The sequence below is a fragment of the Nitratireductor sp. GZWM139 genome (assembly GCF_030068685.1).
Lineage (GTDB): Bacteria > Pseudomonadota > Alphaproteobacteria > Rhizobiales > Rhizobiaceae > Nitratireductor > Nitratireductor aquimarinus.
This window is the reverse complement of the sequence record NZ_JAMQML010000003.1, coordinates 178,398-201,565: the sequence shown is the minus strand read 5'-3', so window position 1 is coordinate 201,565 and position 23,168 is coordinate 178,398. Positions and strand designations below refer to the sequence as shown.

Below are 23,168 nucleotides of genomic sequence, written 5' to 3'. Positions count from 1 at the left end.
GGCATCCCTGCCTGTGCTCCGGTCATTGCCGGACCGCCTTTGTTGCACCGGTCGTTCGCAACACTATCACGAGCGCAAAAGCCACGCTGAGGCGCTGGCAACCGAACTGCACAACAATAGGACAGCACTGCTGTCTTATTCGCTGAAATGCCAGAAATACCAACACCAGACAAGACGGAAATGCAAATTTTTTGCGCAAAACACGAAATAAAATACCTAAACTGCAAGTATTGATGACATTTTGATAAACCGCCGCAGAATATCCTGTCAGGCGCAAAAATCACCGCAACATCTCATCCGAAGGGCTTGAACCGGAGCATCGAAGCGCGCAATCTCCCGCCGCCACTGCTTATTTTGGGGTCAAAAGAGAGATCTGCCGCATGAATTTCGCCTCCGACAACTGGGCCGGCGCCCACCCGCAAATCGCCGAAGCGCTCGTCACCAATGCAGGCGGCTTTGCGCCGGCCTATGGAACCAGCGAGCTGGACAAACGGGTGGAGAAGATGTTCAGCGACATCTTCGAACGCGAGGTGGCGGTGTTTTTCGTCGGAACGGGAACGGCGGCAAACAGCCTGTCGCTCACCTGGGCCTCGAAACCCGGCGGGGTCGCCTTCTGCCATTCGGAAGCGCACGCCATTGATGATGAGGGTGGCGCACCGGAATATCTGACCGGCGGCGCGCGCCTGAAGGGCGTGGCGGGTCAGCTTGGCCGCATGGACCCGAACGCGCTTGACGCGGCGATCCGCGAACACCCGGCGCAGTTCGTGCATGCCGGGCAGCCCATGGCCGCCTCAATCACGCAGGCGACCGAGATCGGCACACTCTATTCACTGGAACAGATCGAAGAGATCGCCGGCATCTGCCGCGAAGCGGGCATTCCGCTGCATCTGGACGGCGCGCGCTTTGCCAATGCGCTCGTGTCTCTGGACACGACGCCGGCCGAGATGACCTGGAAGCGCGGCGTGGAGATTGCCTCCTTCGGCGGCACGAAGAATGGCTGCTGGTGCGCGGAAGCGATCATCGTGTTCGATCCGGCTAAGATCGGCCAGATGCACTTCCTGCGCAAGCGCGCCGCACAGCTCTTCTCCAAGTCGCGTTTCATCGCGGCGCAGTTCGAGGCCTATTTCCGTGACGATCTCTGGCTAAAGAATGCGCGCCACGCCAACGCGATGGCCGCGGAGCTCGCAACCGCCATCTCCAATGCCGATGGGGCACGCCTTGCCTGGCAGCCGCAGGCCAATGAAGTGTTTGCGCTCATGAAGGATGAGAAGGCCCAGGCGCTTCAGGCCGCTGGCGCGCAGTTCTATCCGTGGAAGCCACCGCTCTCATTCGCAGGCGAAATGACGGCGGGCGACACGCTCTATCGTTTCGTCACAAGCTTCGCCACCAAGGCCGCCGACATCCAGAAGTGCGCGGAAGCATTGAAGGCCTGAGCAACACGGCGCGCGCGGCACGACAACAACCCCAGGGTCAGGGCCCAACGATAAACCCCAACGATAAACAAAGCCTCACACGCAAGTGATGCCGGCTCGCGCGCGCTTGATTTCCAAGTGAACGATCCCTCTGAAAAAACGGGTCCTGCCGGGACGGAACCCCGGTTTCGACAGGACCCGAGAGGAGATCATTCATGTCCACCAAAACCGCACTCACCGCCGCCTATATCGCCGGAACGGTCGCAGCCGCCCTTTCGGTCGGCACGCTGGCCACCACCACGGCCGCCCAGGCCCAGGAAAAAGAAAAGTGCTACGGCGTGTCCATGGCCGGCAAGAACGATTGCGCGGCCGGGCCCGGCACCACCTGCGCCGGCACCTCCAAGGTCGATTACCAGGGCAATGCCTGGAAATATGTCGATGCAGGCACCTGCGCCACGATGGAACTGCCCGGCGAGCGCATGGGTTCGCTTGAGCCGCTTGAGCGCGACATGCCCTCCTGATCCAGCCAGCATGATCTGACCTGACACCAAATGCCGGGAGGCGACCTCATGGCACGCGAAGCAAAACCCCTTTCCGCCATCCAGAGCCGCTTTCCGGCATTTCACCCCGCTGATGCCCCCACTGGTGCCCCCGCTGGCCGGGCCGGCGCGAGTTTCAAGCCGCAGCATTTCGACGCAATCGCTGAAAACCCTGCGTCAGTGGGTTTCGTGGAAGTACACGCAGAAAACTATATGGGCGCGGGCGGCCCGCCGCACGCCGCGCTGACCGCAATCCGCAACATGCTGCCCGTCTCGTTACACGGCGTGTGCATGTCGATTGGCGGTCTCGACCCGCTCGACCCCGAACATCTTCAACGCTTTGCCGGGCTGGTGGAGCGCTACGAACCCTTCAAAGTGTCGGAGCATCTGGCATGGTCGACCCATGACGATGTGTTTTTCAACGACCTCCTGCCCCTGCCCTACACCGATGAGACGCTTGCACGGGTGTGCGAGCACATCGATCAGGTGCAGGAAGCCATCGGCAGGCCGATGTTTTTGGAAAACCCGTCCACCTACGTCCTTTTCTCCGAATCCGAATGGCGGGAAACGGATTTCCTGCGTGAAATCGTGAAGCGCACGGGCTGCGGCCTGCTGCTCGACATCAACAATGTGTTCGTTTCTGCGACCAATCACGGCTTCAGCGCCACGGAGTATCTCGCCGATTTCCCGCTGGCGCATGTGGGAGAAATCCACCTTGCCGGCCATGACGAACAGGAAGACGACGAGGGTGCGCCGCTGCTGATCGACAGCCATGACCGACCGGTCGCCGACCCGGTGTGGAGCCTTTATGAAACGGTGATCGCCGCATGCGGCCCCGTCGACACGCTGATCGAATGGGATGCGGACATTCCCGACTGGCCGATCCTCCAATCCGAGGCGGCGGCGGCTGAACGCATTCTCGACCGTCATCGCACCCTCAAGCCGGAAGTGAAACGCCATGCGCTCCACTCCTGAAACCACGAGACAGGACCCTGCACAGCCCTATGACGACGCCTTTGGCGCCGTGCTGTTCAACCCGGATCGCGCCACGCCGCAGGGCGTGAGCGGCCCGCACGGCAAGGCGGCGATCAAGCGCTTCAACGTCTATCGCAACAATGTCACCCATAGTCTCGTGACCGCGCTTTCAGAAATCTTTCCGGCGGTCGCCATGATCCTTGGCGAAGAGAATTTCCGCATGATCGCGCGGGAGTTTCTGCGCGTGCATCCACCGCGCTCACGCCTCGTCTTCGAATACGGGCACGGGTTCGGCGATTTTCTGGCCGGGTTCGAGCCGATACGGCATCTGAAATATCTGCCCGACGTGGCCCGGCTGGAACGCGCCTGGCTTGACGCCTTTCACGCAGCCGACCGCACACCGCTCGCGCCCGCCGATCTCGCTGCCCTGCCGCCGGAAGCGCTGGCAACAGCCCGTTTCACGCCGCACCCGGCCATGCATCTCATGCGTTCGGATTATGCGGTGCATACGATCTTCACGGCGCACCGCACCGGGCCGATGCCTGATCGCATCGACGCGGGCATTGCCGAAGCAGCGCTGATGACCCGGCCCGCACTTGAGGTGCAGGTGCGCGAGCTCGACCGGGGCCAATTCGCCTTTCTGAAAACGCTCGCCAATGGCGCAGCGCTGCAACAGGCGGCCGGGGCGGCGCTTGAAGCCGACCCCGGTTTCGATCTTTCCGCCGCCATCGCCCTGATGCTCGAAAGCGGCGCATTCGAGACATGCCAGGCAGGCAATGACAGTCAGAACAAGGATGAAAGCCCGTGATCCACGCAATACAGATGCTTCATGCGCGCGTTTTCTCCACCCTTGAGCGAATGCTCGATGGCTGGTTTCCGGGCCTTGCCGCGCGCTTCGCCTTCTTCGCCGTTCTCTATTTCTACTTCCTGAATTCGGCCCGCACGAAGGTGGGCGAAGGCCTGCTCGGCTTCTTCAGCGTCGCAGACGGGGCCTATTACCAGATCGCGCTGCCGGCGGTGGAGGCTGCGGGCGGCGATGTTTCAGCCGTGCCCTTCATCCCATGGGGCGCAATCGTGTGGGCCGGCACCTATGCGGAGTTTGTCCTGCCGCTCCTGATCGTGATCGGGCTTTTCACCCGGATTGCCGCACTCGGCATGATCGGTTTCGTGCTGGTGCAGTCCTATGTGGACATTGCCGTACACAAGGTTGGCGCGGAGACCGCAGGCGCGTGGTTCGACCGCTTCTCCGACGGGCTGATCTGGGACCAGCGGACGCTCTGGGTGTTTCTGCTGCTTTATCTTGTGGTGAAGGGTGCGGGACGCATCTCGCTGGATGCCGTTCTTGGCCGCAAATTCGCGAGCACTGCCTGAAAACACAAAAGCGGCGCCACACGGGCGCCGCCATCATTCAAACTCTTATCCGTCTGCTTCTAGCAAATCGGGAATTCCCTCAGGCCGAAGCCTTAGTGGGTCCTGGCCTCGATCTCCTTCGTTTCCTTCGCCGAAGCGATGGGAATACGGCGCGGCTTCATCTCCTCGGGGATGTTGCGCGTGAGATCGATGTGAAGGAGCCCGTTTTCAAGGTTGGCGCCCGTCACTTCGACGTGGTCGGCGAGCTGGAAGCGGCGCTCGAAGCTGCGTGCGGCGATGCCGCGATAAAGCAGTTCGCCTTCGCTTTTCTGCTCGGCGTTCTTCTCACCCTTGACGATGAGCACATTGCGATGGGCCTCAATGGAGATGTCCTCATCGCCAAAGCCGGCGACAGCCATCGAGATGCGGTAGGAATCATCGCCCGTGCGCTCGATATTGTAGGGCGGATAGGTCTGGCCGCCCTCGGGCTGGGCCAGCGTATCGAGCATGCCAAAGAGCCGGTCGAAGCCGACGGTGGAACGATAGAGAGGCGAAAAATCAACGTGACGCATGGTCTGTTCTCCAGTTGAGCAACATTGCGTTATGGCCATTTTCGGAAACCCGCTTCGGGCGTTTCCCGCTGGCCAGCGACCCCGTTCTGGCGGCCGCAGAAGTTATATGGGAACCCCAAAAATCGGGTTCAAGAGCCCGTCGATTTCAGATGAACGGCGGATGAACGGGCCGCTCGGATACCGTTCAGCTTCACGCTGCTACCGTTAGCGCAATGGATCGGCGGCGGACTTATGACGCTGCCCTGCGGAACGTACCGGATGTAACGTCCCTTCCAGCCGGTGCGGAATGCCGGAAGTGGTTCAGGCCACTTCCGGCTTTCAGTTTCAGTCGCAACCGTTCTGTTTCTTGCCATTCACGCATCCCGGCTCTATTCCTTCTTAGGAATATCATCTTCCACACCCCTCAAAGCCGCTCTTGAGGTCCACGATCCTGCATGAATGACCTGCTTATCGTCGTTCCGGAAAATCCCCCGCCCGAGGGGATGAAGGCGGACCTGTTCCAGACGAAGGACGGGGTTTCGATCCGCTTTGCGCGCGCACCGGGACGCGGAGCCGAGAAACACGGCACGGTGGTGATCCTGCCCGGCCGCAACGAGTATATCGAGAAATATTTCGAGACCGCGAACGACCTGACCGAACGCGGCTATGGCGCGGCGATACTGGACTGGCGCGGACAGGGGCGCTCGCAGAGACTGCTGCCGGACGCCAATCGGGGCTATGTTGAGAGCTTCGACGATTATGTGCGCGACCTGGATGCGTTCTTCGAACAGGTGGTGCTGCCCGACTGCCGTGGCCCCTACTACATTCTCGCCCATTCCACCGGCGTTCTGATTGCGCTTCTGGCCGCACCCATGATGGCCAACCGGGTGCGCCGCATGGTGCTTTGCACGCCGCTTCTGGGACTTCCGGTCTCGCCCAGAACGACACGCTGGGTGTCGCACTTCGCGCAGCTTCTCTACGCTTTGGGACTTGGCCGAATGTATATGCCGGGCCGCCGCAACCGGATGAAAATGCCTGAATTTTCGCCGGCGGCGCTGAGTTCCGACCCGCAGCGCTTTGCCCGCAACCGGGCCACGGTCAGCGCATGGCCCGGACTTGCCATCAACGGGCCGACGGTCGCCTGGACGCGCGCCATGTTTCTGGCCATCGAACGGGTGACCGACCCGGCCTTTGCAGCCCGGATCCACATTCCCTCGCTCATCCTTTCGGCCGGAGCGGACCGCGTGGTCTCCAACCCGGCAATCGAGCGCTTTTCCCGGCAATTACGCAGCACATCGCTCCTGACCATTGATGGCGCGCGGCACGAATTACTGCAGGAGGCAGACCTTTACCGGGAACAGGTGATGGCCGCCTTCTTCGCCTTCGTGGAAGGCACCGGCGACATCAATTTCTGAACGCCAGAGCGGGTTCTCTGCCGCAATGTTCTAGCGCAGAAGCGCCATCGCCTTCTTGTGCAGTTCGGGCGTGGCGGCGGCGATGATGTCGCCTCCGCTCTCGGGACGGCCGCCGGCCCAGCTGGTGATCACGCCGCCCGCCTGCTCGATGATCGGGACAAGCGCAGCGATGTCGTAAGTCTGAAGACCGGTCTCGATGACCAGATCGATCTGGCCCGCTGCCAGCATGGCATAGGCGTAGCAATCGGTGCCGTAGCGGGCGAGGCAGACCGAATTTTCCACCCGGTCATAGGCGGCGCGGTGCAGCGGATCGAACAGCGCCGGCGTGGTGGTGCACAGCGTAGCGTCGGACAGCTCGGTCGTGTCGCGCGTCTTGAGACGGCGGGCGCCGCCCGGCCCCTCGTAATGCGCGCCATCGCCAACCGTATAGAAGAGTTCGCCGGTGAAGGGCTGGGACATCATGCCGGCAACGGCGCGGCCCGATACGGTGAGCCCCACCAGCGTGCCCCAGAGCGGCAGGCCGGAAATGAAGGCACGCGTGCCATCGATGGGATCGATGATCCAGCGGTGGTCGCTCGCCTCGCCTTCAAGGCCGAACTCCTCACCCAGAATGCCGTGATCGGGAAACGCCTCGCTGATCAGCCCGCGAATGGCGCGCTCGGCCTCGCGGTCAGCCTCCGTGACCGGATCGAAACCGCTTTCGAGCTTGTTGTCGATCAGCACCGGCTGACGGAAGCGCGGCAGGGTCTGGGCTGCGGCGGCCTCGGCAATGCGGCGCATCAAAGCCGGCGAGACGGTCATGGAACTCTCCTGAATTTACGGATTCGCTGCCTGAAAGGGCTGTTAAGAGCGGCGATCTTTGCCGCGTTTGGCGCGGTTTGCAATGGGCGCGTTACGGTTAACGCTTGACAATTGTGCATCGCAACATAGACTTTGTTCAGGCAGTTGATCTGCCGGATGCCCTTATTGGGCGTTTCCTCCCTAGACTTTTGGCCGTATCGCCAGGGCGATGCGGTCTTTTTTTGTCGCCGTCCAGAGCAAATTTGCTGCACCGCAGCAAAGCGCGACTTCACTCGGCGGCGAGCGGATAGTCGGTGAAATACTGCCCGGCGATCGCCATCAGCTCACGCACGAAGCCGGTGAGATCGTCCATCAGCGCGTTGAAGCCCGGCCTCTTCTCCAGTGTGCGCTCATCCATATAGAGGCTGCGGTTGATTTCGATCTGCAGCGCGTGAAGCCCCTGTGCGGGGCGGCCGTAATGCTCGGTGATGAAACCACCGGCATAGGGCTTGTTGTGCACCACGCAATAGCCGCGCGCCGCCAGGAGACCGATCACGCATTCGGTGAGCGCCGAAGCGGCGGAAACGCCGAAGCGGTCACCGATGATGAAATCGGGCCGCAGCGCGCCATCGCCGGAACGCACACCCGCCGGCATGGAGTGGCAATCGATCAGAATGCCGTGGCCGAAGGTGCAGTGCGTGTCGATCAAAAGGCGCTTCAGGCGCTCGTGATAGGGCACGTAGATGGTCTCGATGCGCGACACGGCCTCGGCCAGCGGCAGGCGACCCTGATAGATGTCCATCCCCTCGCCCACCAGCTTGGGCACGGTGCCGAGCCCACCGGCCACACGCGGCGAGCGGATATTGGCGTAAGGCGGCACAGGCTCGGAGAACATGCGCGGATCGAGTTCCCACGGCTCGCGGTTCACATCCAGATAGGCGCGCGGAAAATTGGCGGTGAGAAGCGGCGCGCCACAGGCGACCACGCCGGAGAAGAGCTCATCCACATAGCAGTCTTCGGAGCGCCTGATCATGGTCGCATCCAGACGACTCATGTCGAGGAAGCGCTGGGGATAATGTCGCCCGCTATGCGGCGAGTTGAAAACGAAGGGAGCAGTCTGGAACGCAGGAGAACGCACCTCGAAAGCGGGGATTTTCGCAAAATCCGCTGCGGCAGTCATACGATTTTCACGCCTCCGGCATACTATTTCGGTATAAAATCTGCCATTCGTGCGCACGCCTGTCCAGCCAGTCCACAAGCTGGATCAGCAGGTTTCACTTGATATTTACCACGCTGGAATCATATAGCTGGTCTCATTCAAGTGAATTGTGGGCAAGCGATTTTTGGGCAAGCGTTTGCGGGTCAATCGCTCTCGCACTATCTGGACGGCAAAATGGCACGGATTCTCCTGGCGGAAGACGACAATGATATGCGGCGCTTTCTGGTGAAGGCGCTGGAGCGGGCTGGTTACGAGGTCGTCGACTTCGACAATGGCGCCGGCGCTTATGACAGGCTGCGCGAAGAACCCTTCTCCCTTCTGTTGACCGACATCGTGATGCCCGAGATGGACGGCATCGAGCTGGCTCGCCGCGCCACCGAGATCGATCCGGATCTGAAGGTGATGTTCATCACGGGATTCGCGGCTGTCGCGCTCAATCCCGATTCGAACGCACCGCAGGACGCGAAAGTTCTCTCCAAGCCCTTCCATCTGCGTGACCTCGTGAACGAGGTGGAGAAACTTTTGCAGGCCGCCTGACCGCGGTTTTCAAGGCGTTCGGCGAGAGCCGGCAGAGTGATCGTCACATTGCGGTAAAAACACTCAAACTACCTATTGACGCCGGCCTGATTTGTGTGATCTATGCGCGGCGTCGGATGGGCGTGTAGCTCAGCGGGAGAGCACTACGTTGACATCGTAGGGGTCACTGGTTCAATCCCAGTCACGCCCACCATCCTTCCCAAACATCTTGAATAAAGATGATGATCTCGAACCGCTCCCGGGTCATCGAGATATCTCGAACAACTTCCATTCTACCCACTGCGTAGACGCCGCAACGGCGACAGCTCAGCCCGTCACTCCCCCTCCCCACCGGAAGCCGCGCGGTGCACGGCCAGCGTGAACTGTACGTGGGCGCGCAGCAGCGTGGCGGCATGATCCACGTCGCGGGCAAGTGCCGCATCCATCAGGCGGGTGTGGCCCTCAAGAGCAAGCGCCTCCTCAAGAAGCGCCCGCGTTGCCGGGTCATGGGTAATGACCTCCCCGCCCGCATCGGCAGGGGAAAAGAGAAGCGCGTGGTGGTGGCGGCGCAATTGCTCGGAAAGCTGCCGCTGAAACGATTTCAGCCAGACAGAGCGTGCAGCTGCAAGAAGCGCGGCGTGAAAGGCGTCATGCGCCTCCATCCACTCCGAATAGGCCTGCGCACCGTCATCCAGCGCGGCCGAGGCGCGCGCAAGACGATGATGCGCGGCAACGATGGCAGCCTCCCACGCAAGGTCGCCATGGGCGATGGCGTCTTCCAGAAGCGCCACCTCGATCAAAGCACGCGACTGCTCAAGATCCTCCAGCTCCGCAAACGAAACGGGAGCCACCCGGTAACCCCTGTTGGGGCTCAGCACCACAAGCCCCGCCTCCCCGAACCGCGACAGCGCCTCGCGCAGCGGCGTGTAGCCAACGCCATAGCGCTTCGAGAGCGCCATCAGGCGCAGCGGCTCCCCCGGTGCGAGAACGCCGCTCACAATGTCGCGCTTCAGCGCTGCAACGCCGCCCTCGCCTTCCGGAGTTTTGGTCTGAAGCATTGTCTTGACCTGAAATCCCATATAATCAATCATATTATATATAATAATTCGATCCAGTGGGATAGCGACCAATGAATGCACGGGCGGACAATCAGGACACACAGACGATGGCGCGGGCCGATGAGGCCGACCGGCTGGACCCGCTGAAGGCGTTTCGCGAGCGCTTTGCCCTGCCCGAAGGCGTGATCTATCTGGACGGCAACAGCCTGGGCGTTCTGCCGGCCGGCCTCAGCGCGCATATGAAGGACGTGGTGGAACAGCAATGGGGCGAGCGGCTCGTGCGCGGCTGGAACGATGCCGGCTGGATCGACCTGCCGGCGCGCGTCGCGGGCAAGATCGCCCGGCTGGTGGGCGCAAAGAAAGACAGTGTCGCGGTTGGCGATTCCACGACGATCAACGTGTTCAAGGTCCTTTCGGCAGCCCTTTCGCTCAGACCTGACCGCCGCGTGATCCTTTCCGACCGCAACAATTTCCCGACCGATCTCTATGTTGCGGACGGGCTCGCGCGTCTTCTGGGCCAGGGTTACGAGCTGAAACTGGCGACCGCCGACGATATGGAAGAAGCCGTCGACGAAAACGTGGCGGCGGTGCTTTTGACCGAGGTGGATTACCGCACGGGCCGGCGCTACGACATGGCGGCGATGACGAAGCACATCCACGACAAGGGCGCGCTTGCGATCTGGGATCTTTGCCACAGCGCCGGTGCTTTTCCGGTTCATCTGGACACAGCGGGCGCAGATTTTGCCATTGGCTGCGGCTACAAATATCTGAATGGCGGCCCCGGCGCGCCCGCTTTCCTCTACATTGCAGAGCGCCACGTGGCGCATGTGGCCCCGGCGCTTTCGGGCTGGATGGGGCATCAGACGCCCTTCGCCTTCACCGAGAACTACACGCCGGCAGACGGCATTGCGCGCATGATGGTCGGCACGCCGCCAATCCTTTCCATGTCATCGCTCGACAGGGCGCTGGACGCCTTCGACGGCGTCGACATGGCGCTGGTGCGCGAGAAGTCGCAGCAGCTTTGTGACCGGTTCATCGCCGAGGTTGAGCAGCGCTGCCCGGAGCTGGAACTGGCGACCCCGCGCGACCATGACCAGCGCGGCAGCCAGGTTTCCTTCCGCCATCCGGAAGGCTATGCGGTGATGCAGGCGCTGATCGCCAATGGCGTGATCGGCGACTTCCGCGCGCCCGACATTCTGCGCTTCGGCATGACGCCGCTCTATCTCAGCCATGCGGATATCGTCACGGCGGCAGAGATCCTGGAACGGGTCATGCGGGAGCGGCTGTGGGATCAGGAAATCTACCGCAAACGCGCCAAGGTGACCTGAACCGCGGCCATTTCGGCCCGCGTGCCCTGCCCTAGCCTTACGAGAATTTAATACTAGAACAGATGAAAAGCCGCCCGGAAGCTGGCATAAGACAAGTGGCCTGAAGCGACCGGTATACCGGCTGATGAATGCCACCTCCACCGCCACAAGATAACAGCCGGAGCGTGCATGTCTTTCTGGAAACAGGCAGTTCTCTGCCTCCTCATTCTCGTTGCCGCCGCGCTGGCGTGGTTCTGGTATTATCCCGGCGCGCAAAACATTCTGGCCCGTGCGGGACTGATGGAAGAGGCGCCTGCGGCCACGAGTGGAGCCGCTTCAGGCAATGGGCAGCGCGGCCCGGGTGGCGGCGCGCCCGGTCCCGTGGTCACCGCACCGGTGGCCTATGCCACGATCAATGACAGGCTGAACGCCATCGGCACCGGCCGCGCGCTGCGGTCGGTTTCGGTGAACCCGCTCACCTCCGGCACGCTGACCGAGCTTGCCGTCGCATCGGGCGCGGAGGTTCAGGCCGGCGATTTGATCGCAAAGCTGGATTCGGATTCCGAAGAGATTGCGCTCGACCGCGCCGTCATCGCGCTCGACGACGCCACGACGAAGCTTGAGCGCATCATGGCGCTGCGCGCCTCGAACACGGTGAGCGTGGTACAGCAGAACGAAGCGGAACTGGCGTTACGCAATGCCGAGCTTGCCAAGCGGGAAGCGCAGCTGGCGCTCGACCGCCGCTCCATCACCGCCCCCATCGACGGCACGGTCGGCATTCTGCCGATTTCCGCCGGCAGCTACGTGACCAACAGCACCGAGATCGCGACCATTGACGACCGCTCGCAGATCCTCGTCGATTTCTGGATTCCCGAGCGCTATGCCGACCTGATCGAGATCGGCGCGCCGCTGACCGCAGCTTCGGTCGCGCGCAGCTCTTCCGTTCATGAGGGCGAAATCAGCGCGCTCGACAACCGCATCGACCCCGACAGCCGCACGCTGCGCGTGGAAGGCCGCATCGAGAACCCGGACGACCGGCTGCGCGCGGGCATGGCCTTCACCATCACCATGCGCTTCCCCGGCGAAACCTATCCTGCAATCGATCCGCTGGCCGTGCAGTGGAGCGCGGACGGGCCGTTTGTTTGGATCGTGGAGAACGGGAAGGCGCGCCAGAAGCCGGTGCGGATCATCCAGCGCAACGCAGACAGCGTGCTGGTCGACGCCGAGTTCGCCGAGGGCGATCTGGTGGTGACGCAGGGCATTCACAACATGCGTGAAGGCGCGCCGGTGAACACGGCCGGCAACCCGGCCAGCGCCGGATCGCGCCTTGCCACCGCGGAAGGGTCAGCGACGTGAGGGAAGCGCTCCACAACGCCCAGACGGGCATTACCGCCCTTTTCGTACGGCGACCTGTTCTGGCCTTCGTCTTCAACACGCTGATCGCCGTTGCGGGTCTGGCAGCGCTGTTCGGCATCGAGGTGCGCGAACTGCCGGACGTGGACCGCCCGGTAATCACCGTCTCGACCAATTTTTCCGGCGCGGCCGCCGAAACCATGGATCGCGAGGTGACCGCGATCATCGAAGGCGCTGTCGCCCGCGTTCCCGGCGTTCAGGCCATCTCGTCCAATTCCTCTTACGGACGCAGCCGCGTAACGGTGGAGTTCAGCGACAGCGTAGATCTCGACACCGCCGCCTCCGACCTTCGCGATGCGGTGAGCCGCACCCAGAACAGCCTGCCCGACGACGCCGATGCGCCACGCATCATCAAGGCCGACAATGACGCGCAGGCCGTGATGCGCATTGCGCTCACCTCCACCACCATGCCTATCCAGGACATGACGACGCTGGTGGAAGACGAGGTGGTGGACGTCTTGTCCGCCGTGCCCGGCGTCGCCGATGTGCAGGTCTATGGCGACCGCACCGAGATTTTCCGCATCGACATCAACCAGACGAGGCTTTCGAGCCTTGGGCTGACGGTGGCCGATGTCTCCAGAGCGCTTGGCACGGTCGCGTTCGACACGCCGGCGGGCTCTCTGAGCAACACGACGCAGAACCTGACGGTGCGCGCGACGGCGGCCATTTCGACGCCCGGGCAGTTCGAAGCGATCTATCTGAAAGACCATGTGCGGCTTGGCGACGTTGCCACCGTGACGCTGGGCGGCGATATCGGCGAAAGCCAGTTACGCGCCAATGGCCGCACGGGCATCGGCATCGGCATCGTGCGTCAGGCCCAGTCGAACACGCTGGAAATCTCGTCCGGCGTGCGTGCCGCAGTGGAGCAGCTGAGCACCACCCTGCCCGACGGGGTGGACATTGAGGTGACCAGCGATGATGCGACCTTCATCAATGGCGCAATCCATGAGGTGGAAATCGCGCTGGTGATCGCCGTGACGGTCGTGCTTCTGGTGATCTTCCTGTTCCTGCGCGACTTCCGCGCGACACTTATTCCCGGGCTTGCCATTCCGGTGGCCCTGATCGGCACGCTGGCGACGATCTATCTGGCGGGCTTCTCCATCAACATTCTCACCCTTCTGGCGCTGGTGCTCGCCACCGGCCTCGTGGTGGACGACGCCATCGTGGTTCTGGAGAACATCGTGCGCCGCCGCAATGAGGGCATGGGCGCGCGGGCAGCCGCCGTTCTGGGCACGCAGGAGGTGTTTTTCGCCGTGCTTGCGACCACGGCAACGCTGATCGCGGTGTTCGTGCCGATCTCCTTCCTGCCGGGACAGGCCGGCGGCCTGTTCAAGGAATTCGGCTTCGTGCTGGCGATGGCGGTGTTCCTGTCTTCGCTGGTCGCGCTGTCGCTTTGCCCGATGCTCGCCTCGCGCATGCTGATCGCGCATCCCGAGGGTGAAGCGCGCGAAGACACCGGCGTCATCGCCAGGGTGGGCGGCGCGATGACGACGCTCTATCGGAAACTTCTGCGCTTCTGCCTCGATGCACCGGCGCTGATCCTGCTCATTTCGGTGCTGTTTGCGGGCGCATCCTATGGCGCGTTCGGCTTCATCAAATCCGAAATCACGCCGAGCGAAGACCGCTCCATGGCGTTCATGCGGGTCTCGGCACCGCAGGGTGTGAGCCTCGATTATTTCGCAGAGCGCCTGCGCCGCATCGAAGCGCTGATCGAGCCGCTGCGCGACAGTGGCGAGATCGTCAGCACCTTCTCCATTGCCGGACAGGGTGCTGGCAATAGCGGTTTTCTGGTGCTGCGGCTTGCCCCGTGGGACGAGCGCGACCGCAGCCAGCAGGAAATCGTCGCCGACATCTCCGAACGGGTCCGCAATGAGCCGGGTGTGCGCGCCTTTGTCTTCCAGCCCAACAGCCTTGGTATTCGTGGCGCGGGCAACGGGCTGAGCTTCGCGGTTGCGGGCAACAATTTCACAAAGTTATCGGCCACCGCCGCCAGCATCGTGGAGGCCATGGGCGAAGATCCGAGTTTCCGGCAGGCGCGGCTTTCCAGCGATTCCACGCAGCCGCAGCTCTCCATCGCCATCGACCGCGACCGCGCCTTCGATCTGGGGATCGACATTGACGGCCTCGGCAACACGATCCAGGCCATGCTCGATGGCCGCAGGATCGGCTCGGTGTTCATCAACGACCGCAGCGTCGACGTGAAACTCGTCTCGACCACCAATCCGGTCGATGACCCGACCGACCTCGAAAACACCTATGTGAAGGCCGGTGACGGGCGTTTCGTGCCGCTTTCGGTGATCGCGCGGCTCGAAGAACAGGCCGTGCCGCCATCGCTCTCACGCGAAAACCAGCTGCGCGCCGTGGGCGTCAGCGCGTCGCTTGCGCCGGGTGTTGCGCTGGGCGAAGCCTATCAGCGGGCACAGGAGATCGCGGAGCCCCTGCTCGAACCCGGCATGCGGCTTGTTCCGCTTGGCGAGGCGGCGGCCCTTGGCGAAACCGCCAATTCGATGCAGATCATCTTCGGCTTTGCGCTGGTGATCATCCTTCTGGTGCTGGCGGCGCAGTTCGAGAGCTTCATCAGTGCGCTGATCATCATGGCGACGGTGCCGCTGGGGCTGGCCTGCGCGGTGTTCGCCATGCTGCTGACGGGCACGAGCCTCAACGTCTACAGCCAGATCGGCCTTGTGCTTCTGGTCGGCATCATGGCCAAGAACGGCATCCTCATCGTGGAGTTCGCCAATCAGCTTCGTGACCGCGGGCTCGGGGTGCGCGAAGCCATCGAACAGGCGTCCCTCATCCGCCTGCGGCCCGTGGCGATGACCATGATCTGCACGATCGTGGGCGGGGTGCCGCTGGTGATGGCGAGCGGTGCGGGCGCAGAAGCGCGCATCGCGCTCGGCTGGGTGATGGTGGGTGGTCTCGGCCTTGCCACCGTCTCCACCCTCTTCCTCACGCCGGTCGCCTATCTGCTGCTCGGTCGGTTCATCACGCCCAAGGCGGAAGAGGAGGCGCGGCTGGTGCGCGAGCTCGATCATGCGACCCGACTTGGGGACAAAACCACCTGAATGGGCGCGCCGCGCAATCGCGCGGCGCCAGGCGGGTGACAATCGCAAAACAAAACTGTATCTGTTCGCGGCGCGCAGGCGGGATCCATCCCGCCCGCCTGACCAGCTCAACAGCCACGGAGTGCCCCGTTGACCACCGGGACAATCAGCATTGAAGAAGCGCAGAAACTGGTGGGACAGGAAGTCGGCCTGTCCGACTGGCGTGTTGTCACCCAGGAGATGATCGACCAGTTCGCTGCGGCGACGGACGATCACCAGTTCATTCACACCGATCCAGAGCGCGCCGCACGCGAGACGCCCTATGGCGGAACCATCGCGCATGGTTTCCTGTCGCTCTCGCTGCTCTCGACCATGGTTTTCGAGGCCGTGCCCCGTCTCGACGGTTCGGCGATGGGCGTGAATTTCGGCTTTGAGCGCATCCGCTTTCTGGCTCCTATCCGCAGCGGCGCACGCATTCGCGCACGCTTCGTGCTCGCCAACATCAAGCTGCGCCCCTCGGGCATTGCAGAGGTCAATTACGATGTGACGGTGGAGATCGAGAACTCGATCAAACCCGCCCTCACCGCGCACTGGCTGACGCTTGCCATGCCGGACCGCTCGCGCGAGGACTAGTTTCGCAAAGCAGGAAGCAGGCGAACACTGGCTGATGCGACTTGCAACAGTCGGTGGCTTTCGCACACGACATAAGCACGCTGCATCATCAACTGTTCAGCGACCTGTTTTTTTGCAGAAAGAGACAGAATAAGAGAATTATTCTTTATCTTTCGCAAATATCAAATCATAAGGCCTGAAACGCAGAGCGACGGGCGCGAAAAGAATATTTTCATGACTACAGATTTTAAAGTTCTGACTGATGAGCCAGCAAAGAAAACTCCATACGACAATCCCAAAAGCATCGAGTTCAATTTTCGGGCAAAGCGCTTTCAGAATGTACGGACGCTGATCGAGGACGCTCTTTCAGAGAAAACCCAGATTCGTATTCTCGACCTCGGTGGAACCGAGGAATACTGGAAAATCGGATCCGATTTTCTTGAAAAACACCGTCAGAATCTGAAAATTACGCTCGTCAACCTCGAAGCCGAGCGCGTCAGGAACACCGAACTGTTTGATTCACTTGCCGGTGACGCTGCCGATCCGCAGCTCCTGGCGGGAGAGAGCTTCGACCTGGTGCATTCCAATTCCGTGGTCGAGCATGTCGGAAGCTGGGAACGGATGATCCAGTTTGCCGAGAACACCAAGCGGCTTTCGAAGCGCTATTTCGTGCAGACGCCGAATTACTGGTTTCCCTTCGAGCCGCACTTCCGGACACCGGGATTTCAGTATCTGCCAAACAGTGTGAAGGTTGGCCTTGTCAGGCGCTTTCAGCTGGGCTTTTTCCCGCGCACCCCGGACCTTGAGGAAGCGCGCGATCTGGTCGAGCACAACAAGCTCATTTCGGCCCGCCAGATGCGGCGTCTGTTCGACGATGGAGAGATCCTGTTCGAGAAACTCGCATTCCTCAACAAATCGATCATGGCGATCCGGGCGGGCTAACCGCCAATCACTGATAGAGAGCCTCCCCTGACGCAATGAAGCGGCGGGAGATCAGGCGACAGCGCCACCTGCAATAAAGACCGGCGATGAACCGCGCAGTCATGAGGCGGGCCGGCAGCGCGTGCGCCACCGGCCCGGTCCCCTATTCTTCCGTCAGAGCCTGAACATCATGCTCCGGCGCAGCCGAAACCAGCTCCGAGGCCGGCGACTGCACGAGCAAGAGATAACGCTCATACTGGATCAGAACATCGTGGATGATCTGATCGCGCGTCATGCCCATGATGTCATACCCCTTGCTGCCACTGGAGAACTGCGTCCGCGCCTCATAGCGCAGGCCCGAGCGCGCAGCCTCGAACGCCGAGAATGCAGGCAGTTTCTGAGAAACGGGCGCAACGCCATAGACGAAGTCGCGCATGTCTTCGGCCGGTGAGGTCAGAGCGATGGCGCCCGCCTCTCCATCCTCGACAAAGGCCTCGCGACCGCGATCCGTCAGTTCCTTGGCAACCTGCTCCAACGCGGGCTTCACATTGCTCTGAATGAAGGTGTGAATTTCCTTCTCGCTGGGCGCATGCATCATCAGGCTCAGCCGGCGCTGCCAGGTGATGCCCGACGCCGGATGCGCCGGCGCAACCTGCGGAATTCCGGCATGCGCCTCACGCTGGGCAAGGTCTGCCCGCATGCCCACGAAGAGCGCCCAGACAAGCGCCAGCATGACAAAGGTGAACGGCAGCGCACTGGCTACGGTTGCGGACTGCAACGCGCCAAGCCCGCCTGCCAGAAGCAGGCTTGCCGCAACCAGCCCTTCCATGCCGCACCAGAACACGCGCTGCAGGGTGGTGGTTTCGGTTTCGCCACCGGCGGCGATTGTGTCGATGACCAGCGAGCCGGAATCCGAAGAGGTGATGAAGAAGATCGCCACCAGAAGGACGGCCAGCGTCGAGGTGATCGCCGTCAGCGGCAGGTAGGTGAAAAACTGGAACAGGCCGACCGAAACATCGGCCGCGACCGCAGCGCCAAGCTCGCCGGCGGCAACACCGGTGTCGATGAAGATCGCGGTGTTGCCGAACACGGTCATCCAGAAGAAGGTGAAGCCGGCGGGGATGAACAGAACCGCCGTCACGAACTGGCGCACCGTACGGCCGCGCGAGATGCGAGCGATGAACATGCCCACGAAAGGCGACCAGGAAATCCACCAGGCCCAGTAGAACAGCGTCCAGCCGTCGATCCACGGGGTCGGCTCATAGGCGTAGATGTTGAAGGTGCGTAACACCAGCGTGTCGAGATAGAGACCGATGTTCTGCACGAAATCGCGGAACAGCGCCGATGTCGGACCGACAACCAGCACGAAAACCATCAACAGAACGGCGACGATCAGGTTGGTCTCGGAGAGGATGCGCACGCCCTTGTCGAGGCCGGTGACGACCGAAATGGTGGCAAGCGCGGTGATGACCGCAATGAGCGGCACCTGCACCCAGGGGGCGATGGGAACGCCGACCAGATAGTTGAGGCCGGCATTGATCTGCGTCACGCCAAGACCGAGCGACGTGGCGATGCCGAACATGGTGCCGACGATGGCGAAGATGTCCACCGCGTGGCCAATGGGACCATTGATGCGGTCTTTCAGAAGCGGATAAAGGCCCGAACGAATGGTGAGCGGCAGGTTGTAGCGATAGCCGAAATAGGCGAGCGACAGACCGACCACCGCATAGATGGCCCAGGCGTGAATGCCCCAGTGGAAGAAGGTGACCGACATGGATTCGCGCATGGCGGCGATGCTGCCCGGCTCCGCAGTGGGCGGTGCGAGGAAATGCGTCATGGGCTCGCCCACGGCATAGAACATCAGGCCGATGCCCATGCCGGCGGCAAAGAGCATGGCAACCCAGGAATGATATTTGAAGTCAGGCTCGGAATCGTCCGGTCCCAGCTTCAGCCTGCCGAAACGGCCGATGGAAAACAGAAGAACGGAAGCAAGGAAAATACCGACGGAAAGCAGGTACAGCCAGCCGAATGCGGACAGGATATTGCTTTGCAGGGCGGAAAAAACATCGCCGGCCCGGCCGGGGAAGATAACGCCGATCAGGAGAAACACGGCGATAATAATCACCGAGCCGAAAAAGACCGGCGGGTTGATGACAAAACGACTAAACATGGGGAATTACTTTGCGCTCCCGTTTGTGAAACTGGCAGATGGCGCTCGCGATAAAAGCTCCCGACAGAAGCTGACAGCCTGTACAAGGCAAAAAAAGCTGAAATCGAGCACCGGCGGCAGGCCTCCCGTTTCTGCTTGCCGCCGGCTAACTTGTCAATGATAGACACGTCAGGCTCACGACAAGACACGAAATGACTTTGCTGAACGGCAATTATCCTGTGTTTTTCTCTAAAAACCCAGAGAACAGAACCATTCAGGATCGCACGTGGCCTTGCGGGATCAAACGACCCCGCACGCCCGAACAAGCTTGAGCAGACGCGGCAGGGATGGCGGCGTGTTTAGCGCACACCAGGTTTCACGCGCCTCGCCGCCATAGCTTTCCTTGTGCCGGGCAAGCGACTGGGTCGGGTAAACCAGTTTCTGGGCGATCGGGTTTGTGTAGATGAACCGGAAGGCGCGGCGCGTGAGCCAGTCCTTCTGGAACTCCTGATCCTCGATCTTGTGAAATGGCATGAGGCCCAGATAGAGCTTCGGCACGCCTTCTGCCTGGAAGGTTTCCACCGCACGGCGAACGAGGAAATAGGCCGCCAGCGGATCGGTATCGGGCAGCCAGCGGCGCGTGGCTGACAAATAGCCGATCAGCCTGCCATCTTCATAAAGCGGGTCGAAGAAAGCGAAGGCGACCGGCTGGTCGTTCTCGTCGAGGATGAAGAACTTTCGCACATCCGGTTCGTCGCGAAGCTGGATCGGTCGCACGAGAAAAGAGAGTTCGCGCCGCTTGGTGGTGCGGGTGCGCCGCCAGCCCAGCGAAATGGCCTCCACGCGTTTCGGGTCCAGCGAGGCCACCGGCACTTCGGCAACGCGATGCCCCATGCGCTCGAAGCGGTTGGTCGCGGTGCGGAAACTGCGTCGGCTGGGACCGGTGAAACTATAGGTATCGAGGTCGATCAGGCTTTCGATGCCGAGCGCGTTGACGAAAAAACCCTTGGTCGAAAGCAGTTCAGCCATGGGGCGCGATATCTGCCAGAAGGTGACATCACGCCGGACGGCGACAAACGCATCAATCAGATCGGACCAGAGTGCGCGCGGGGCGAGCGGATCTGCCAGCACATAGGCCGTACGGCCCACCATGCGATAGGCGATGACGCCATGCTCACTGCCGAAATAACGCATGTCGGGCTGATGCGCGACGGAATAGGCCAGCACGAAATTTCCGTGCCGCTGAAGAAGCGCATGGCGCTGTTCATCGGAAAGGTGAGCGTCGTCGCTCGGGAGACTGGTTCTGGACAAGCGCGTAATCTGGTTCACGGCGAAGAATCAAGTTCTGCGCCCCCACGTGGCGATGGATGCCACGCATCGCGGAAAGTGACAAGGTGGAATTGACAATAAAGAAACCATTAGGTTATTTAATTGTCGACTGGAGACTCGCCATGACTGCCTCGATCCTGCCCGCCCAGCCTGAAGCCGCCCCGGAAACGGCGGATGAACGCGTTCTTTTTGCCCTGAAGACCAAAGGGGCCATGACCGCGCAGCGTCTTGCACATCATCTCGCAATCTCGCCGGTTGCCGCGCGCAAACAGCTCGCCCGGCTGGAGGATGCAGCGCTGGTGCAGTTTCAGGAGGAAGCGCGCGGACCGGGCCGCCCGGAGCGCGTGTGGCGGCTGACGGCAAAGGGCCATGGCCGCTTTCCCGACAGCCATTCCGACCTGACGCTGGAGTTGATCGGCTCGATCCGCCGCCTGTTTGGCGAGGAAGGTCTCGACCGCCTGATCGGCCAGCGCGAACAGATCATGCAGCACTCCTATGAGAGCGCGCTGGAGACACAGGACGACCTGAAGGACCGGGTGGCCGCACTGGCCCGCATTCGCGCCCGCGAAGGCTATATGGCGGAGGTGGAGGCGCTCGAAGACGGGGCCTTTCTCCTGATCGAGAACCACTGCCCGATCTGCGCTGCGGCGACGGCCTGCCAGGGTTTCTGCCGCTCCGAACTCAGCGTTTTCAGAACCGTGCTCGGCCCGCAGACGCGGGTGGAGCGCACGGACCACATTCTGGCGGGCGCGCGGCGCTGCGCCTACCGCATAGAAGCCCGTTCAGGCGACTGAACATTTGAAAGCCGGATGCCGCTTTTCGGCCCGGTGCACCAGACGAGGCACATCATGAGCACAACAGACACCGGGCAACAGCCCGGCAATTCCGGCTGGGCTGCCATCTCGCAAACCGGCCAACTGGGGCAGTTCGCCCTCTTATGTCTCGGCATCTGGCTTCACGCCGCCGACACGCTTCTGGTGGCGACGGCGATGCCGGCTGCGGTGGCGGAAATCGGTGGCGACCGGCTGGTGAGCTGGACGCTGTCGCTCTACCTTTTGGGCTCCATCATCTCGGCGGCGGCTGCCGCACTCATCGCCTCGGCGGCGGGCCTGCGCCGCGCTTTCGTGATCGCAGCGCTCATCTACACGGTGGGCTGCGTGATCAGCGCGCTCGCCCCGAACATGCCAGCCATGCTGCTTGGCCGTTTTGGCCAGGGCGTGGGCGGCGGTCTTCTGGTGGCGCTCACCTATGTGGCGACCCAGCGCCTTTTCCCGGAAGAGATGTGGCCGCGGCTGATCGCCCTGATGTCGGCCATATGGGGCGCATCCGCCTTTTGCGGGCCGATGATCGGTGGTTTCTTCGCCGATATGGGCCTGTGGCGCTGGGGCTTCTGGACCTTCGCGATACAGGCGGTTCTGCTGGCGGTTCTGGTGCCGCTGTTCATGCGGCCGACCAAAGGGGCCTCGGAAACGGCGCAGCGCTTTCCGGTGGTGCGGCTCGCGCTCCTGTCACTCGCCGTTCTGGCGGTGGCGACCGCCGGCATTTATGTGACGCCCGGCATCTCGCTGCCGCTGGTGGCGGCGGGCGCGCTGCTCTTCTATCTGTTCCTGAAGCGTGACGGCAGCCGCGCGACGGACAAGATGTTCCCCACCCGCGCCTTCGACCCGCGCACGGTGGTTGGCTGCGGCTTCATCGCCAATCTGGCGCTCGGAACGGCCATCATGTCCTTCACCGTCTACGGGCCATTCTTCCTGCAGCGCATTCACGGCATGTCGGCACTGGGCGCGGGCTATGTGATGGCGGCCGAAGCGGTGGCCTGGAGCACGATGGCGATGGTGTTTGCCGGCGTGGGCGCAAAGGGTGAAGTGCGGGTCATCAAGGGTGGCGCATTGCTGATCGTGCTGGCGATTGCCCTGCTCGGTCCGCTGATGGCGGAGGGGCCGCTCTCAGCCATCGTGCTTCTGTCGATCGCGCAGGGCGCGGGCTTCGGCATGATGTGGGGCTTTCTGATCCGCCGTGTGGTCGCGGCAGCGCCCGGAGACGAGCGCGACAGCGCATCGGCCGCCATGCCGACCACGCAGCAGATCGCCTTCGCGCTGGGGGCAGCCCTTTCGGGCATCATCGCCAACTTGGCGGGCTTCGCAGAGGCGCAAACGCCGGCAGCCATGCAGCCGGTGGCCATCTGGGTGTTCATCAGCTTCCTGCCCCTGGCCGTGCTTGGCGCTGCTGCTGCCTGGCGGCTCGCCCGCGAGGTTGGGGCAGGAGATTAGTCATCCCGCCTCGGACGGCCCGTATGGGTGGTCGAGGTGACGGAAACGGGATCACTGGCCGGGAAGGTGTCTTCGAGACCTTCTTCAAGCTCCTCTTCCAGTTCCTCGTCATCCAGCTTTCTGCGCGCCGGCTTTGTGGCGAATTCGGCAGGTGCGCCGGTGCGGGTCGTGCGTGTGACGGAGACCGGGTCGCTTGCCGGGAAACTATCCTCAAGCCCTTCTTCCAGGGCTTCTTCAAGGGCTTCTTCCCTGGCCGCGCGTTCGCTTTCGGTTTCAGGTTTTGGCTTCTTGGGGTCAGGCTGCATCGA

The 23,168-nt window shown here is 62.1% G+C and carries 21 protein-coding genes and 1 tRNA gene; 15 read left to right on the top strand and 7 right to left on the bottom strand.

The window, feature by feature from the left end; translation table 11 throughout:
- Positions 1-380: 380 nt before the first annotated feature.
- The 5 genes from NDI72_RS05045 (at position 381) to NDI72_RS05025 (ending at position 4,297) form a co-directional block, all read left to right on the top strand.
- Positions 381-1,433 carry a threonine aldolase family protein gene (locus tag NDI72_RS05045; protein ID WP_283799845.1) on the top strand — a complete coding sequence of 351 codons (1,053 nt, stop codon included), beginning with the start codon at positions 381-383 and terminating at the stop codon, positions 1,431-1,433.
- Positions 1,434-1,627: 194 nt separating this feature from the next.
- The gene (locus NDI72_RS05040) at positions 1,628-1,933 is read left to right on the top strand and encodes a BufA1 family periplasmic bufferin-type metallophore (protein ID WP_113152937.1); all 306 of its coding nucleotides are present in this window, start codon (positions 1,628-1,630) and stop codon (positions 1,931-1,933) included.
- 48 nt (positions 1,934-1,981) lie between these two features.
- On the top strand, positions 1,982-2,926 hold the full coding sequence (gene bufB / locus NDI72_RS05035; RefSeq protein WP_206547816.1) for an MNIO family bufferin maturase: 945 nt from the start codon (positions 1,982-1,984) through the stop codon (positions 2,924-2,926).
- Complete coding sequence (locus tag NDI72_RS05030) at positions 2,910-3,734, top strand: HvfC/BufC N-terminal domain-containing protein (RefSeq protein WP_283799844.1); 825 nt, start codon at positions 2,910-2,912, stop codon at positions 3,732-3,734. The genes bufB and NDI72_RS05030 overlap by 17 nt, the downstream gene beginning before the upstream one ends.
- Before the next feature lie 14 nt (positions 3,735-3,748).
- On the top strand, positions 3,749-4,297 hold the full coding sequence (locus tag NDI72_RS05025; RefSeq protein WP_283799909.1) for a DoxX family protein: 549 nt from the start codon (positions 3,749-3,751) through the stop codon (positions 4,295-4,297).
- A gap of 92 nt (positions 4,298-4,389) precedes the next feature.
- Here the strand turns inward: NDI72_RS05025 and NDI72_RS05020 are convergent, their stop codons facing one another.
- On the bottom strand, positions 4,390-4,848 hold the full coding sequence (locus NDI72_RS05020; protein ID WP_283799843.1) for an Hsp20 family protein: 459 nt from the start codon (positions 4,846-4,848) through the stop codon (positions 4,390-4,392).
- Between the two features lie 434 nt (positions 4,849-5,282).
- On the opposite strand from NDI72_RS05020, the gene NDI72_RS05015 reads away from it, so the two are divergent.
- A complete protein-coding gene (locus tag NDI72_RS05015; protein ID WP_283799842.1) occupies positions 5,283-6,242 on the top strand; it encodes an alpha/beta hydrolase in 960 nt (319 codons plus the stop codon).
- A 30-nt stretch (positions 6,243-6,272) separates the two neighbouring features.
- On the opposite strand, the gene hisN is transcribed toward NDI72_RS05015, so the two are convergent.
- Together hisN and NDI72_RS05005 are read right to left on the bottom strand one after the other, a co-directional pair.
- A complete protein-coding gene (hisN, locus tag NDI72_RS05010) occupies positions 6,273-7,043 on the bottom strand; it encodes a histidinol-phosphatase (RefSeq protein WP_206547819.1) in 771 nt (256 codons plus the stop codon).
- A 268-nt stretch (positions 7,044-7,311) separates the two neighbouring features.
- Positions 7,312-8,202 carry an N-formylglutamate amidohydrolase gene (locus NDI72_RS05005; protein ID WP_113152943.1) on the bottom strand — a complete coding sequence of 297 codons (891 nt, stop codon included), beginning with the start codon at positions 8,200-8,202 and terminating at the stop codon, positions 7,312-7,314.
- Between the two features lie 213 nt (positions 8,203-8,415).
- On the opposite strand from NDI72_RS05005, the gene cpdR reads away from it, so the two are divergent.
- Together cpdR and NDI72_RS04995 are read left to right on the top strand one after the other, a co-directional pair.
- Entirely contained in the window at positions 8,416-8,778 is a 363-nt protein-coding gene (gene cpdR, locus NDI72_RS05000) for a cell cycle two-component system response regulator CpdR (RefSeq protein ID WP_007008549.1), read from the top strand.
- Positions 8,779-8,896: 118 nt separating this feature from the next.
- Positions 8,897-8,971 (top strand) — tRNA-Val (locus tag NDI72_RS04995).
- Between the two features lie 121 nt (positions 8,972-9,092).
- On the opposite strand, the gene NDI72_RS04990 is transcribed toward NDI72_RS04995, so the two are convergent.
- A complete protein-coding gene (locus NDI72_RS04990) occupies positions 9,093-9,815 on the bottom strand; it encodes a GntR family transcriptional regulator (RefSeq protein WP_283799841.1) in 723 nt (240 codons plus the stop codon).
- A 107-nt stretch (positions 9,816-9,922) separates the two neighbouring features.
- Between NDI72_RS04990 and kynU the strand changes: the two genes are divergently transcribed.
- The 5 genes from kynU (at position 9,923) to NDI72_RS04965 (ending at position 17,133) form a co-directional block, all read left to right on the top strand.
- Entirely contained in the window at positions 9,923-11,143 is a 1,221-nt protein-coding gene (gene kynU, locus NDI72_RS04985; protein ID WP_283799908.1) for a kynureninase, read from the top strand.
- A gap of 168 nt (positions 11,144-11,311) precedes the next feature.
- Positions 11,312-12,478 carry an efflux RND transporter periplasmic adaptor subunit gene (locus NDI72_RS04980; RefSeq protein WP_206547820.1) on the top strand — a complete coding sequence of 389 codons (1,167 nt, stop codon included), beginning with the start codon at positions 11,312-11,314 and terminating at the stop codon, positions 12,476-12,478.
- On the top strand, positions 12,475-15,600 hold the full coding sequence (locus tag NDI72_RS04975) for an efflux RND transporter permease subunit (protein ID WP_283799840.1): 3,126 nt from the start codon (positions 12,475-12,477) through the stop codon (positions 15,598-15,600). The genes NDI72_RS04980 and NDI72_RS04975 overlap by 4 nt, the downstream gene beginning before the upstream one ends.
- A gap of 129 nt (positions 15,601-15,729) precedes the next feature.
- Positions 15,730-16,212, top strand: coding sequence for a MaoC family dehydratase (locus tag NDI72_RS04970; protein ID WP_113152956.1), 483 nt, complete (start codon positions 15,730-15,732; stop codon positions 16,210-16,212).
- Between the two features lie 213 nt (positions 16,213-16,425).
- The gene (locus NDI72_RS04965) at positions 16,426-17,133 is read left to right on the top strand and encodes a class I SAM-dependent methyltransferase (protein ID WP_283799839.1); all 708 of its coding nucleotides are present in this window, start codon (positions 16,426-16,428) and stop codon (positions 17,131-17,133) included.
- 142 nt (positions 17,134-17,275) lie between these two features.
- Here the strand turns inward: NDI72_RS04965 and NDI72_RS04960 are convergent, their stop codons facing one another.
- Positions 17,276-19,282: a BCCT family transporter gene (locus NDI72_RS04960; protein WP_206544199.1), complete on the bottom strand. Its 2,007-nt coding sequence runs from the start codon at positions 19,280-19,282 to the stop codon at positions 17,276-17,278.
- A gap of 279 nt (positions 19,283-19,561) precedes the next feature.
- Positions 19,562-20,590 carry a DUF2156 domain-containing protein gene (locus NDI72_RS04955; protein ID WP_283799838.1) on the bottom strand — a complete coding sequence of 343 codons (1,029 nt, stop codon included), beginning with the start codon at positions 20,588-20,590 and terminating at the stop codon, positions 19,562-19,564.
- Between the two features lie 122 nt (positions 20,591-20,712).
- Between NDI72_RS04955 and NDI72_RS04950 the strand changes: the two genes are divergently transcribed.
- Both NDI72_RS04950 and NDI72_RS04945 read left to right on the top strand, forming a co-directional pair.
- On the top strand, positions 20,713-21,384 hold the full coding sequence (locus NDI72_RS04950; protein ID WP_206547822.1) for a helix-turn-helix transcriptional regulator: 672 nt from the start codon (positions 20,713-20,715) through the stop codon (positions 21,382-21,384).
- A gap of 54 nt (positions 21,385-21,438) precedes the next feature.
- Positions 21,439-22,860 carry an MFS transporter gene (locus NDI72_RS04945; protein WP_283799837.1) on the top strand — a complete coding sequence of 474 codons (1,422 nt, stop codon included), beginning with the start codon at positions 21,439-21,441 and terminating at the stop codon, positions 22,858-22,860.
- Here NDI72_RS04945 and NDI72_RS04940 read toward each other — a convergent pair.
- Entirely contained in the window at positions 22,857-23,165 is a 309-nt protein-coding gene (locus tag NDI72_RS04940) for a hypothetical protein (RefSeq protein ID WP_283799836.1), read from the bottom strand. The two genes, NDI72_RS04945 and NDI72_RS04940, sit on opposite strands and share 4 nt — an antisense overlap.
- Positions 23,166-23,168 lie beyond the last annotated feature (3 nt).

Coding starts and splice junctions, on each gene's coding strand:
- NDI72_RS05045 (WP_283799845.1), top strand. CDS start 381: ATGAATTTCGCCTCCGACAACTGGGCCGGCGCCCACCCGCAAATCGCC.
- NDI72_RS05040 (WP_113152937.1), top strand. CDS start 1,628: ATGTCCACCAAAACCGCACTCACCGCCGCCTATATCGCCGGAACGGTC.
- bufB (WP_206547816.1), top strand. CDS start 1,982: ATGGCACGCGAAGCAAAACCCCTTTCCGCCATCCAGAGCCGCTTTCCG.
- NDI72_RS05030 (WP_283799844.1), top strand. CDS start 2,910: ATGCGCTCCACTCCTGAAACCACGAGACAGGACCCTGCACAGCCCTAT.
- NDI72_RS05025 (WP_283799909.1), top strand. CDS start 3,749: ATGCTTCATGCGCGCGTTTTCTCCACCCTTGAGCGAATGCTCGATGGC.
- NDI72_RS05020 (WP_283799843.1), bottom strand. CDS start 4,848: ATGCGTCACGTTGATTTTTCGCCTCTCTATCGTTCCACCGTCGGCTTC.
- NDI72_RS05015 (WP_283799842.1), top strand. CDS start 5,283: ATGAATGACCTGCTTATCGTCGTTCCGGAAAATCCCCCGCCCGAGGGG.
- hisN (WP_206547819.1), bottom strand. CDS start 7,043: ATGACCGTCTCGCCGGCTTTGATGCGCCGCATTGCCGAGGCCGCCGCA.
- NDI72_RS05005 (WP_113152943.1), bottom strand. CDS start 8,202: ATGACTGCCGCAGCGGATTTTGCGAAAATCCCCGCTTTCGAGGTGCGT.
- cpdR (WP_007008549.1), top strand. CDS start 8,416: ATGGCACGGATTCTCCTGGCGGAAGACGACAATGATATGCGGCGCTTT.
- NDI72_RS04990 (WP_283799841.1), bottom strand. CDS start 9,815: ATGCTTCAGACCAAAACTCCGGAAGGCGAGGGCGGCGTTGCAGCGCTG.
- kynU (WP_283799908.1), top strand. CDS start 9,923: ATGGCGCGGGCCGATGAGGCCGACCGGCTGGACCCGCTGAAGGCGTTT.
- NDI72_RS04980 (WP_206547820.1), top strand. CDS start 11,312: ATGTCTTTCTGGAAACAGGCAGTTCTCTGCCTCCTCATTCTCGTTGCC.
- NDI72_RS04965 (WP_283799839.1), top strand. CDS start 16,426: ATGACTACAGATTTTAAAGTTCTGACTGATGAGCCAGCAAAGAAAACT.
- NDI72_RS04960 (WP_206544199.1), bottom strand. CDS start 19,282: ATGTTTAGTCGTTTTGTCATCAACCCGCCGGTCTTTTTCGGCTCGGTG.
- NDI72_RS04950 (WP_206547822.1), top strand. CDS start 20,713: ATGACTGCCTCGATCCTGCCCGCCCAGCCTGAAGCCGCCCCGGAAACG.
- NDI72_RS04945 (WP_283799837.1), top strand. CDS start 21,439: ATGAGCACAACAGACACCGGGCAACAGCCCGGCAATTCCGGCTGGGCT.
- NDI72_RS04940 (WP_283799836.1), bottom strand. CDS start 23,165: ATGCAGCCTGACCCCAAGAAGCCAAAACCTGAAACCGAAAGCGAACGC.